Raw genomic sequence first — 11,670 nt, forward strand, 5'->3', positions numbered from 1 at the left:
CTCCGTGGCGCGCCCCCGGCCACCCTCGCGTCGCCGCTTCCTGCTCGCGGCCGCGCTCGTCCCGCTGCTGATGGCGGCGCTGATCGCGTGGACCGACGGGGAATATGCGCGCTCGCTGCGGTTGCAGGCGGCGGCGACGCGCTCGTTCGACCGCGAGCGCGCGCAGGTGATGCTGCTCTCCGCGATGAAGGACGCCGAGACCGCGCAGCGCGGCTACCTCCTCACCGGCGACCCTGCCTTCCTCCAACCCTACGCGCCCGCCCGCCGGCTCGCGTCGAGACTCCGCGCGGTGGAGGGGGTCGCCGCGCCAGAGGTCGCCGCGCTGATCGACAACAAGTTCGCCGAGCTGGACCACACGCTCGCGCTGTTCCGCGCCGGGCAGCACGCCGCGGCGCGCGACGCGGTGACCGACGGCGAGGGGCGGCGCGTCATGGACCGGCTGCGCGTTGCGCTAGCGCGCGCGGGCACCAGCGAGCGGGCGCTGACCGCTGAGCGCCGCGCCGCCTTCGCGCGGCAGCGGAGCGAACTCCGGCTGCTGCTGCTCGCCACCGCCACGGTGCTCACGCTGGCGCTCGCGGCGACGCTGCGCTCGCTGTGGCGGTCGCGGTACCAAGCCTATGATGCCGCGCTCGACGCCTATGAGAAGGGTGAGCGCAACGCCGCGATCCTGCGCGGTACCAACGACGCGCTGCTGATCCTCAATCCCAGCGGCACGATCGAGATGATCAACGCTGCCGCCAGCGTATTACTCGGCTACGCGCCAGAAGAGCTGGAGCGGCGAGACGTCGCCACGGTACTGCGCATCGCCGAGGGCAGCGGCGCCTTTCACCAGCGGATCGGCTTCCACGACGGGCGGCTCGACCACCACCTTCTCACCGACCGAGCCGCACGCCACCGCGACGGCAGCGAGCGGCACGTCGATGTCGCGATCGGCGTGATGCGCGTGCCGAGCGGCGATCATCTCATACTATCGCTGCGCGACGCTTCCGAGCGCGCGCGGGTCGAGCGCGCCAAGGACGAGCTGATCTCCACCATCGGGCACGAGCTGCGCACTCCGCTCACCTCGGTGGTCGGGTCGCTCGCGCTGCTGCGCGGCGGAGGCGGCGCGGCGCTCCCGACGCGGGCGGCGCGGCTGGTCGACATCGCCGACAATAATGCGCGACGGCTGATCCGGCTGATCAACGACCTGCTCGACATTGACCGGATCGAGTCGGGTCAGCTGGCGATGGCGCGCGTGCCGATCGACCTGCGTGACGTCGCCGCGCAGGCCGCGCTCGACAGCGACGGCCTGGCGCGCAGCCGCGGGGTGGAGCTGGTCGACGCGTCGGTGGCCCTGCCCGTCGCGGTCGAGGGTGACGCCGGACGACTGCTGCAGGTGGTCACGAACCTCGTCTCCAACGCGATCCATGCCTCTCCCGCGGGCGCGGCGGTGACAGTCGCGGCGCGCGTTCAGGAGGGCCGCGCGCTGATCGCGGTCGAGGACCGCGGCGGCGGCGTGCCCGCGGCGGTGCGGCCGCGCCTGTTCGAGCGCTACGAGAGCGGCCGTGCCGCGACCCATGCCCCCGCCTCGGGGCTGGGGCTGGCGATCTCGCGCGAGATCGTGCGCCGCCATGACGGCGCGATATGGTTCGAAGATCGCGCGGGCGGCGGCACGCGCTTCGCTTTCGCGCTGCCACTGCTCGAGGCGGACATACCCGCTGCACCCGCGTCGGAAGCACCGCTGCCGCTGTTGCTCCACCTCGACGACGACCCCGACGTCCGCGCCACCGTCGCGGTGGCGCTCGCCGGGGTCGCGCGCGTGCTGCCGGCGGTCAGCCTCGCCATGGCGCGTGCGCTGCTACGCGACGGCGCACCGGATCTCGCGCTGCTCGACATGCAAGTCGTCGACGGCCATGGGCCGGAGCTCGCGCCCGAGCTGGTCGACGCGAGCGGTGCGCGGGTGCCGGTGGTGATCTACTCGGGCCAGGCGGTGCCGCCGGCGCTCGCCGCGCGCGCCGCGGCGGTGCTCACCAAGGGGCGCCACGGCCTGCCCGAGCTGGTCGCCACTGTGCGGCGGCTGCTCGCCAGGCGGACGCTGGTGGACGCCTGATGCCGTTGCGCCTGCTGTTCGTCGACGACGATCCCGACATCCGCACCATCGTGGAGCTGGCGCTGGGGCTCGACCCGACGATCGAGTTGGGCGTCGCCGCCAGCGCGAGCGAGGCATTGAGCGCACTGGCGGCGGCCCGGCCTGACGCCGCGCTGCTCGACGTGTCGATGCCCGACATGGACGGTCCGACGCTCCTCGTAGCGTTGCACGACCGCGTCCCCGGCCTGCCGGTGATCTTCATGACCGCGCACGGTCGCGAACGGGGCGTCGCGGCGCTGCGCGCGATCGGCGCGCGCGGCGTGATCGTCAAGCCGTTCGATCCGCTGTCACTGTCGGCGCAAATTCGCGCGCTGCTCAGCGACTGAGTGTCGCCTCCAGCCGCGCGATCGCGCCGGCGAGTTGGCGCACACTGAGCGGCGCGGCGAACTCGATCGCGAAGGCGTCGTCCCCGGTCCAGGCGAGCTTGCCGCGCACGACCAACTCGGCGTCGATCACCACCTCGATCGCACTGCCGTCATCGGCCGGCGGCGCCCCTGCGACGCGTACGCCGCCGAGCCCGAGGTCGATCGCGCGATGCTCGGTGAGCCGCGAGTCCGTGACGAGCTCGACGGGACCGTCGTAGCGGAAGCGGGGGCTGCGCGGCGTCTCGGCGACCGCGCGCAGCGTCTCCTCGCCGAGCGGCTCGTCGAAGGTGAGTCCTACCATCGCCCCGCGCACCCAGCGCACGGTGGCGTCCCGCGCGATCAGCCCGCGCGTCTCGATCGTCACCGCGGTACCGACGGCCGGCTGCGGTTCGAGTTCGATGCCCGCGCCCCCCGGCCCGAGGTTACGCACGGTGCAGACGTGTTGCCGCCCGGCGATCATCAGCCGGCCGAGCGCGAAGAGCGTGCGCTCGCGCGGGGCGGCGCGCTGCTCCTCGCCCCCACGCGGCGGCACCTGATCGCCCTCACGGGTCATCCTGTCCTCCGTCATGCGCCAGCGCGCCGCATGGTCCGTCATCCTGCCCGCCCCAACAATGATCCGCCCCCCTGGCTACCGCACGCCGGTCGCGGCATGAACGGCGCCCCTTCCGCACGTCGCGATCCCGACCAACATCGCGACCGCGAGCGCGGCTGACCTTATAGCCCGCGCTGACCCACAGGTCACGTGCCGGCGACGTGCCCGGCTGCCTGATCGAACCGGGCTGGAGCAGGTCAAGGACCGGGTTGGTTAAGCAGGAACTAGCATGGTTGGTTAATCGCCTTCGCTCGAGACCGAAGTCTAAGGTTTCGCCGAGCCGAGCGGTTGCGGCGATCGCCGCCGAGCGATCGTCTTGCTTTACGAGGATGCCGCGCGCAGCATCGGTGAGCGACGGCGACCGCCGCGCGCGACGCCGTCACCGGGGGGTGAGAGAATGACCGACGCGCCAGCGATCCTGGTCGGCTGGAAGCGTGACCGCACGCGCCACGGCTTCGTGGTGACGCTTCAGCTGGCGCGATCGGCCGAGGCTGTGCGACGGCAGGATTATGATCGTGTCAGCCTCGTGGTGAACGATCGCCAGTTGCGCTCGCTCACGCGCGACCTCGTCCGCGCGCTCGACGACCGCGGCCTCGACACCTTCCACCGCCCGACCGGCTGGCGCCGCTGGACCGCGCTGCTGCGCAAAGCGCAACGCGGAAAGTAGCGGGGCACCCTCCTCCCGTTCGCCGGGAGGACGAAGACCTCACTGGCCCGATCCCGGCTCGGCGGCGTGGAGCGGCGCGTGGATGCGCGCGAAGGTGGCCGGCGGCAGCTTGCTCTCGGCGCGATCATAGGTGAGCAGTCCGTTGATCTCGCCCTCGACGTCGGTGGTCTGGGTATAGACTGCCGCGCTCAACCCCAGGTCGCGTGCCTGACGGATCACCTCGTCGTATTTGCGCTGATAGCGCGCCTGATAGTCGGCCTTGTCCTTGGCGGTCTGATAGCCCCAGTTCTTGCGCGCCGGGAACCACAGATGCCCCGGCACCGGCAGGCCGATGCCGCCGAACTCGCCGATCACGATCGCGCGGTGGGTCTGATGAGTCGGCGCCTTGGGCACGTTCTCATAGGTGTGGATGTCGTAGAGGTCGGAGCCGGCGTCGCCGGTATCGAGCCAGCCCGACACCTTGTTGACCAACCGGCTGGGATCGAGCTCGTGGACCATCTTGGCCAGCCGCGTCGAGGCATATTGCCCCCAGCCCTCGTTGTTAACCACCCAGGTGACGATCGAGGGATGGTTGCGCAGGTCGCTGATCATCCGCGTGAGCTCATACTCGAACTCGTTGGTGGTCTCCTGCGGCATCAGCGCTTCGCCCTGCGACGACGGGCGGACGAACTGGTCGAGGCTCTCGTCCTCCTCGCCCGAGGGCATGTCCTGCCAGATCAAGATGCCCATCCGGTCGGCCTCGTAGTAATATTGTGCCGGCTCGACCTTGATGTGCTTGCGCAGCATGTTGAAGCCCGACGACTTGAGGTAACCGATCTCGAAGCGGATCGCCTCCTCCGACGGTGGGGTGAGCAGCCCATCGGGCCACCAGCCCTGGTCGAGCGTGCCGTTTTGGAAGAGCGGCTTGTTGTTGAGCATCATGACCGGCTGGCCGGGCACCTTGCCCGCGCCGATCGAACTCTTGCGCATCGCGAAATAGCCGTCGACCGTGTCGCGCGCGCCACCCTGCACCGCCGCGCTGCGGTAGAGCGCCGCCTCATGCGCGGTGAGGATCGTGTCGCCGCGCTCGCGGTGCGGGCTGTTGTCCGGCCCGGTATAAGGGCTGCGCACCTTCACCAGCTCGACCTTGAGATCGTAGAGGAAGGGGTCGTCGGGGGACCACAGATGCGCGTCCGTGATCGCCAGCGTGGCGGGGCGGTTGCCGCGCACCAGCGCGGTCGCGACGGTGCGCCCCTTCTGCGAGGCGGTGATCCGCACCGCGTCGTCGTCGGCGGCGCTGCGGTTGAGCGCGACGTCGACCGAGAGCGTGCCGCGGTCGATGTCCGGCGTGATCTTCATGTCCTCGACGTGGAGCGCGGGGACGGGCTCGAGCCACACGGTCTGCCAGATGCCGGTGACGGGCGTGTACCAGATGCTGTTGGGCTTGAGCACCTGCTTGCCGCGCGGCTGCGCGCCGGTCGAGGTCGGGTCGGTGACCTGCACCACCAGCTCGTTGTCTCCGCTCTTCAGGTAATCGGTGACGTCGAGGCTGAACGCGTCCGAGCCGCCGCGGTGCGTGCCGACCAGGCTCCCGTTGACCATGATGCTCGCCTCATAGTCGACCGCGCCGAAGTGGAGCAGCACGCGCTGCCCTTGCCAGTCGGCGGGCACCGCGAAGCGGCGCTTGTACCACAGCCGATCGTCGGGCGTGACCGAACGCGCCACGCCCGACAGGCGCGACTCCACCGCGAAGGGAACTAGGATCTTGCCGTCCATCTGCGCCGGCTGCGGCGCCGCCTTGGGGCGCACCGCATAGTCCCACTGCCCGTTGAGGTTGAGCCACTTGGTCCGCTTCATCTGCGGGCGCGGGTAGCCGCGCCAGGCATTGTCGGGTGTGACGGCGCGGCCCCAGCGCGTGACGAGATCGCTGGTGTAGATCGTTCCCGCAGGCGTGGCGGGGGCCGTCTGCGCGGCCGCGATCGGGCTCGTCGCCGCGCCCGCGAGCGCCGCGACGATGATGGCCAGCTTGCTCATGTCTCTCTCCCTGCGAGGCGTTCCGCCCGTCTTGTCAGCGGGATGGCACAGGCGAGCCGATAAAGGAAAGTGAATTGTCAGATTATAAGGATGCGGTGGGCTCGCGGAGAGAGGACGTAGCTTTAAAACAGCTTGAGCTCAGCCAGCCGCATGGAGCGATCCGCGGGCACGTCGAACAGCACGCGCACTCTGCTGGTCGTGAGCGGTCGCCATCTCGCCCGCGTGATGCCGTTGGCCACCGGCCCGGTGCCGCGCACCGCTACGTCGCGCCAGCGCGTGCCGTCCCACGCCTGCACCTTGTAGCTGCGCGGCGCGGCGAAGCGCGCCTCGTCGGCGAAGAAGGCGAGCTCGGCACGTTCAAGCCGCGTCGGGCGTCCGAGATCGAGCGCGAACCACTGCGCCCCACCGCTTCCGGAGGACCAGCCGTTGGGCAGCTCGGGGAAGAACCACAAGCGCCCGTCGATCGCGTCGTGGAGGTTCTCGACCGCGGTGCCGCTCGACGCGGATGGCATGGGATAGTCGCCGCGGACGAGCTGGACCGCGCGATCGATCGGCCGCTCGATCGGGGCTACCGTGGCACGCGGCACCGCGACCGACAGCCGCCCGAGCGTCGCGCGGTGCGCCACACGGCGGCCATCTAGCTCGACCGTGAGCCCGCGTTCGCCATAGTGACTGCCGTCGGTGTCCCAGGTCACGCCGAGGCGGTGGCCGTGATAGGGCACGTCCTGCACGCGAAACCAGGCGAGCGCCTGCGGGTCACCCGCCGCGGGCAGCAGCGGGTTGACCGCGACCGTGTCACCCGCCTGCGGGCGAATGCCGACCAATCCACCGAGCAGGAGATCGACGAAACCCGAGTGGAAGTAATGGTGGCTCCGTCCCAGCCCCACGATCGGGCGCCCCGTCTCGGGATGATAGTCCTCCTCCAGGTCGAGCCGGTCGCCCTGATAGTGGAGCGCGGCATATTGCCGCAGCAGCCGGAGATAATCCGAGCGAGTCACCACCTTCTGGTCGTAATGGTCGAGCAGATTGGCCATGCCGAGCAGCAGCTGGGTCGTCTGGAACGGCCAGCTCGGCCCGTTCCACTGGCATTCGGGTGCCTCGCCCTCGTAGCGATACTGACGCAGATAATATTGGTAGCTTGCCTCGACCGTGCGCGGCCCGGCGGCGCCGCCCAGTTCATCGCGGGCCAGCACGTGGCGCCACGCCGCGGCGAAGCGTCCGGTGTCGTCGGGCAGGTCGAAGGTCCAGGGCACGTAGCCGACCAGTTCACGCCCGCGGATCGGCGCCCAGTAGCGGACATACTGATTGTCGACCTTGTAGCGGTCGATGAAGTGCGCGAGCCCCGGGCTCCACAGGTCGCGCTGCACCAGGGCCTTGATCGTCGTGGCGCGCGCGGCGAAATCGGCGCTCGCGCCGCGGTCTCCCGACAGCGCGTACAGCTGCGACAAAGCGCGCGCGTTGGCGAACATATAGCTGTTGATCGAGGGGCGAAACGAGTCGCCGCCGCGGAACCCGTCCTTGCCGCCCGAGGCGTCGATCGACGAGATCGTGTACTCGGTGGCGTCGAGCAGCGGCTCGACCCAGTAGAGCCGCTTGGCGGCATCTCGATGGTCGGCCCAGGCGTCGTACAATCGACGCATGGCGGCGAGGTGGCGCGTCGCCGCGGCCCGGTCGCCGTCGACGAGGTAGCGGCCCCATACCGAGTCCGCCATGTAGTCGGTGAAGTGGCGGTCGTTCCCGCCATTGTACATGTGCGTGATATAATCGTCGGCGTAGCGCCGGTCGCGCAGCCAGCGCCCCTCGCCGATATGGAAGCCGGTGGCGTCGTTGAGGCTGGCCCAGGGCTGGAGCTGCCACGACACGTCATCGAGGAATTCGGTGGAGATATAGCCGCGCTCACCGAGGTCGCGCTGGTGCGCGCGGTACAGCTGCCAGCGATAATAATAGACAGCGTCGAGGCGCGCGTCGGCGGACTCGAGGAAGGGGATGCGGTCGCGGTACCAGGGTGCGTCGTTGCCGAAGCGCTCGCGCGCCACCCGCTCGACGTCGATCGCCTGCGCCGGCGCGGCGAGCAGCAGCGCCGCGGCGGCGAGCCGGCGTGCGGTGCGGATCATCCTTGTCCCTCCCCATTTGTTCACCACCTTTACTGACAGCCGCGCCGGGCCGCGCAAGGGAGGGCAGGGCTAAATCGACCGAGACCACTCCAGATCAACGCGAGGTTGCGGCGCGCATGACAGGTTGCGCGCCATGTTCCCGGACGTTTCCCCGCCCGCACGGCCGCTGCTCCTGCTCGCCGAGGCCGAGCCGTTCCGCGCCGATTACCTCCGCCACGCGCTCCACGACGCGGGCGCGCAACTGCTCGGGCCGGTGCGCGCGGTGGCGGAAGGGCTCGCGCTGCTCGCCAACCTCCGCGAGCGCCCCGCCGCCGCGATCGTCAACCTGCGGCTCGGCGACGGCACTGCGCTGCCGCTGCTCGACTCGCTCGATGCCCTGGGCGTGCCGCTGCTGCTGATCGGCGAGGCGGGGATGACGCCGCCGCCGCGTCTCGCCGCGCACCCGTGCCTGCTCGCGCCGTTCGCCTCCTACCAGATCGTCGCGGCCGTGCTCGCGCTGCCCGTCACGCTGACTCAGCCGCCGCTCGCGACCGCGGCGGTCGCGGAGGGGGCGCGGCATGGCTGACGCCGCCGAGCCGACGCCGGGCGCCACCGCGCTGTTGATCATCGACATGATCAACGACCTCGACTTCGAGGGCGGCGAGCAGCTCGCCCCGGCCGCAGAGACGGCGGCCGGTCGCATCCGCGCGCTGCGCGACCGCGCCGATTCGGCGGACGTGCCGGTGATCTACGTCAACGACAATTTCGGGCGCTGGCACGCCGAGCGATCGAGCATCGTCGACCATTGCCGCCGCGAGGGCAGTCGCGGCGCCGCGATGATCGCGGCGCTCGAGCCGCGCGAGCGCGATTACTTCGTCGTCAAGCCGCAGTTCTCCGGCTTCTATGCCACCAACCTGCCGGTCGTGCTGCCGCAGCTCGGGGTGAGCCGACTGATCCTGACCGGGGTCGCGGCGGACATCTGCGTGCTGTTCACCGCCGCCGACGCGCATATGCGCGACTATGATCTCTGGGTGCCCGAGGACACGGTGGCGAGCGAGCGCGCCGAGCATCTCGACTGGGCGCTGGAGCTGATGCGCAAGAGCATGTGCGCCGAGACCGCCGCGAGCGAGGCGCTGGCGCTGGAGGCGTGGCTACGGCGGGAGAAGGCGTGAGCTGATCCCCCCGGCCGGGGAGGGATCATCGCTCAATAGTTCGGCCACAGCCCCGGGGTCGCGATCTCGAGCACATGGCCGTCGGGATCGTTGAAATAGACGCTGCGGCCGCCCGCGGGCCAGAGGATCTCGCTGAGCTCGGCCACGCCGCACGCGCGCAACCGGTCGCGCCAGGCGTCATAGTCCACCGCCGCGGTCTTGAACGCCATATGCAGCGGGCCGGCGCCGTCGTGACCCGGTATATGGCCCTGCGGCGTGTCCTCGCCCACGGTCGACCCGCCGCGGGCGAAGATCAGCAGCACGCTGCCACCGCCGGCATCGAAGGCGGTGAGCCGCTCCTCGTCGCGCAGGATCGTCAGCCCGATGACGTCGCGGAAGAAGGCGATCGAGCGCGCCTTGTCATCGACATAGAGCGCGGTCTCGAGCACCCCGTTGAGCTGCGGCATCATCGTCTCCCGTGGCGCGGCGCTCAGGCACCGCCGCTGCGCTCAACGACCAGCCCGACCACCGCGATCCGCTCTACCCGATCATAGCCGGGCTGGTCGGTGTCCTCGCTGAAGATGCCGGGGTCGAGCTCGCGATAGTCGAGTCGCACGCCGACCGCGGGCGAGCGCTCGCGCAGCACGTCGCCACCGTCGACGATCGATACGCCGGTGTGCAGGATCAGCCGCCCGCCCGGCGCGAGCAGCGCGAGCCCCTGCGCCAGCTCAGGCGGCGCAGGCGAGGAGCGCGGCAGCGGCGGCACCCTGCTCGGCCAGCGCTTCCTCGAGCGGGCGCAGGAGCAGCACGTTGCGCACGGGCGGCTCCTGCCCCGCCCGGCCGTGGCGCAGACGCCACTCGCCGGTCGCGCGATCGATCAGCAGGTCGAGCGCGGCGCGGATCAGGTCGGGCGCATAGGTCGGCGTCACCGCCCGGGGCGAGGGCGACCGCTCGGGCGCGAACAGGTCGGCGGCGACGATCACCAGCGTCGCAGATCCGCGACGGGGGGGCCGCGGTGGCTCGTCGCTCCAGTTCGCCCGGATCAACAGGCGCGGGCGCGCCGTGGCCGGGCCGCAGCGGCGCGGGCCGTCGTCCAGGTCGATCACGGCCCAGGCCTCGGGCGAGTCGCCGTCCTGCTCGCCAAAGACCAATGGGATGGCGCGCTGCGCGCAGGCGGCGGCGAGATGCGGCGCGAGCGCGTCGTCGCGACCGAGCACCAGCAGCGGCGGCACCGCGACCCCGGCGGGATCGCGATACGGCCGCTGCGCGGGCATCGGTGCGGGGCGCGGCACCGCGGCATAGGCGAGCCGCTCGGGCCGACGCCACCAGCCCGGCACATGCACCAGCGGGTCACGCGCGCCACCCGAGACCAGCGCGCCCAGCAGCTTCACCATCGCGGTCGGGCGCGGTGTGCCGGAGGAGACGTCGTAGACGCCGGGCTCGTACACGCCGCCGCCGGTCAGCAGCGTGTTCCATCCTTGGCTGCCGAGCAACGACCAGCACGTCACCGCACGCAGGTCGACGCCCTCCGCGCGCAGCGCCGCGGCGGCGTCCCACGCCTCCGCCGTCCAGCGCATCTGCTCCTCGCGCGTGCAGCCGTTGTGCACCTCGGTCACCGCCAGCGGCAATCGGTAGCGCGCCCAGGCCTCGCGCAGCACGCCGGCGAGCCCCGGCGCACCGGGCTGGAGCACGCGCACCGCCTCCACGTCGGCGTAGCGCTGGCGCCCGTTGCCGCCGTGCGTGTGCGACGGATAGCGCGCGGCCCGGTGGTCGAGGAAGCGGTCGCTGGTGAGATAATGGTTCACCCCGATCACATCCGGCGGGCACGGCGCCGCCGCTAGCGTCTCCAGCTGCGACGCGACACCGTAGTCGCGCAACCGCGCGTGCAGCGGATGCCCCGGCACGACACGGCCGCACAGCAGGTCCCACGTCGCCCAGCGGCGGACATTGTCGAACGCCACCTGATCGCGCGTCGCGACGGTGCCGAAGCTGCGGCCCAGATCCTCGGTCTGGATCAGTCGCGCGCGCGGGTTGACGGAGCGGATCGCCGCCATCGCGCGCGCGGTGCCGTCGACCTGGTTGACCAACGCGCGCCAGAACTCGCGCTCTTCGCGGCGATGCGGGTACCAATGGCCGTAGAGCGCGGCGAAGCGAGCGGTGGTGAGCGGCTCATTGACCGGCGTCCAATCGTCGATCCACGGGTAGCGCTCCGCAGTGGCTCGCGCGTAATCGGCGAGCAGCGCCGGGAAATGCTCATCGAGCAGGTCGGTGTAGGGCGGACCCGAGCCGTGATGAACCAGCCCCGCGATCACGCCGACGCCGCGCGCGCGCAGCCGCTCCAGCCGCCGGTCATACCAACTAAAGTCGCGCGTATCGGGCCGCGCGGGCGCGACGCTCTCCCAGTGGATCGGGTAGCGCAGCGCGCGGACGCCCAGGTCGGCGATCAGATCGATGTCCTCGAGGCGATCGCGATGGCCGAGCAGCGCGAACTGATCGACGTAATGGTCGCCGACGCGATTAACGGTACACTCCAGGCCGCCCCATAGCTCGAGTTCGCGCACGCTCCGGCTCCTCTGCCCGATCCTGCCGCCAACGTTCGGCCCCGCGCGCCGTTGCCTCGACGATGCAAAATGATGTCGATCACCGCAAGTCTAAATCCAT

11 protein-coding genes are annotated in these 11,670 nt (G+C 70.9%); 5 read left to right on the forward strand and 6 right to left on the reverse strand.

Annotated features, from left to right (window positions below):
* The first annotated feature begins 4 nt into the window (after positions 1-4).
* A complete protein-coding gene (locus K7957_RS17850; protein ID WP_223013847.1) occupies positions 5-2,089 on the forward strand; it encodes an ATP-binding protein in 2,085 nt (694 codons plus the stop codon).
* Positions 2,089-2,454 carry a response regulator gene (locus tag K7957_RS17855; RefSeq protein WP_223013849.1) on the forward strand — a complete coding sequence of 122 codons (366 nt, stop codon included), beginning with the start codon at positions 2,089-2,091 and terminating at the stop codon, positions 2,452-2,454. Before K7957_RS17850 ends, K7957_RS17855 begins: the two co-directional genes overlap by 1 nt.
* On the opposite strand, the gene K7957_RS17860 is transcribed toward K7957_RS17855, so the two are convergent.
* A complete protein-coding gene (locus tag K7957_RS17860) occupies positions 2,444-3,046 on the reverse strand; it encodes a PilZ domain-containing protein (RefSeq protein ID WP_223013851.1) in 603 nt (200 codons plus the stop codon). The genes K7957_RS17855 and K7957_RS17860 overlap by 11 nt on opposite strands.
* A gap of 436 nt (positions 3,047-3,482) precedes the next feature.
* Between K7957_RS17860 and K7957_RS17865 the strand changes: the two genes are divergently transcribed.
* Positions 3,483-3,752 (forward strand): hypothetical protein, encoded by a 270-nt coding sequence (locus K7957_RS17865; RefSeq protein ID WP_223013853.1) that lies wholly within the window; start codon positions 3,483-3,485, stop codon positions 3,750-3,752.
* Positions 3,753-3,791: 39 nt separating this feature from the next.
* Here K7957_RS17865 and K7957_RS17870 read toward each other — a convergent pair whose 3' ends face one another.
* On the reverse strand, positions 3,792-5,765 hold the full coding sequence (locus K7957_RS17870) for a glycoside hydrolase family 2 protein (RefSeq protein ID WP_223013855.1): 1,974 nt from the start codon (positions 5,763-5,765) through the stop codon (positions 3,792-3,794).
* 122 nt (positions 5,766-5,887) lie between these two features.
* Positions 5,888-7,879, reverse strand: a complete 1,992-nt coding sequence (locus K7957_RS17875) for an MGH1-like glycoside hydrolase domain-containing protein (protein WP_223013857.1) — start codon at positions 7,877-7,879, stop codon at positions 5,888-5,890.
* A gap of 133 nt (positions 7,880-8,012) precedes the next feature.
* Here K7957_RS17875 and K7957_RS17880 point away from each other — a divergent pair, with 133 nt between their 5' ends.
* The gene (locus K7957_RS17880) at positions 8,013-8,444 is read left to right on the forward strand and encodes a response regulator (RefSeq protein WP_223013859.1); all 432 of its coding nucleotides are present in this window, start codon (positions 8,013-8,015) and stop codon (positions 8,442-8,444) included.
* Positions 8,437-9,030 (forward strand): cysteine hydrolase family protein, encoded by a 594-nt coding sequence (locus tag K7957_RS17885; RefSeq protein ID WP_223013861.1) that lies wholly within the window; start codon positions 8,437-8,439, stop codon positions 9,028-9,030. Before K7957_RS17880 ends, K7957_RS17885 begins: the two co-directional genes overlap by 8 nt.
* 32 nt (positions 9,031-9,062) lie before the next feature.
* Here K7957_RS17885 and K7957_RS17890 read toward each other — a convergent pair whose 3' ends face one another.
* Genes K7957_RS17890 through K7957_RS17900 form a run of 3 tightly spaced genes read right to left on the reverse strand, consistent with a single transcriptional unit; the run spans position 9,063 to position 11,570 of the window.
* Positions 9,063-9,476: a VOC family protein gene (locus tag K7957_RS17890; RefSeq protein WP_223013863.1), complete on the reverse strand. Its 414-nt coding sequence runs from the start codon at positions 9,474-9,476 to the stop codon at positions 9,063-9,065.
* A 23-nt stretch (positions 9,477-9,499) separates the two neighbouring features.
* Positions 9,500-9,775 carry a hypothetical protein gene (locus K7957_RS17895; RefSeq protein WP_223013865.1) on the reverse strand — a complete coding sequence of 92 codons (276 nt, stop codon included), beginning with the start codon at positions 9,773-9,775 and terminating at the stop codon, positions 9,500-9,502.
* A complete protein-coding gene (locus tag K7957_RS17900; RefSeq protein WP_223013867.1) occupies positions 9,738-11,570 on the reverse strand; it encodes a family 1 glycosylhydrolase in 1,833 nt (610 codons plus the stop codon). The genes K7957_RS17895 and K7957_RS17900 overlap by 38 nt, the downstream gene beginning before the upstream one ends.
* Between the last annotated feature and the right edge of the window lie 100 nt (positions 11,571-11,670).

Source organism: Sphingomonas yunnanensis, from assembly GCF_019898765.1.
Taxonomy (GTDB): domain Bacteria; phylum Pseudomonadota; class Alphaproteobacteria; order Sphingomonadales; family Sphingomonadaceae; genus Sphingomonas; species Sphingomonas yunnanensis.

Coding starts and splice junctions, on each gene's coding strand:
- K7957_RS17890 (WP_223013863.1), bottom strand. CDS start 9,476: ATGCCGCAGCTCAACGGGGTGCTCGAGACCGCGCTCTATGTCGATGAC.
- K7957_RS17875 (WP_223013857.1), bottom strand. CDS start 7,879: ATGATCCGCACCGCACGCCGGCTCGCCGCCGCGGCGCTGCTGCTCGCC.
- K7957_RS17870 (WP_223013855.1), bottom strand. CDS start 5,765: ATGAGCAAGCTGGCCATCATCGTCGCGGCGCTCGCGGGCGCGGCGACG.
- K7957_RS17860 (WP_223013851.1), bottom strand. CDS start 3,046: ATGACCCGTGAGGGCGATCAGGTGCCGCCGCGTGGGGGCGAGGAGCAG.
- K7957_RS17885 (WP_223013861.1), top strand. CDS start 8,437: ATGGCTGACGCCGCCGAGCCGACGCCGGGCGCCACCGCGCTGTTGATC.
- K7957_RS17865 (WP_223013853.1), top strand. CDS start 3,483: ATGACCGACGCGCCAGCGATCCTGGTCGGCTGGAAGCGTGACCGCACG.
- K7957_RS17855 (WP_223013849.1), top strand. CDS start 2,089: ATGCCGTTGCGCCTGCTGTTCGTCGACGACGATCCCGACATCCGCACC.
- K7957_RS17880 (WP_223013859.1), top strand. CDS start 8,013: ATGTTCCCGGACGTTTCCCCGCCCGCACGGCCGCTGCTCCTGCTCGCC.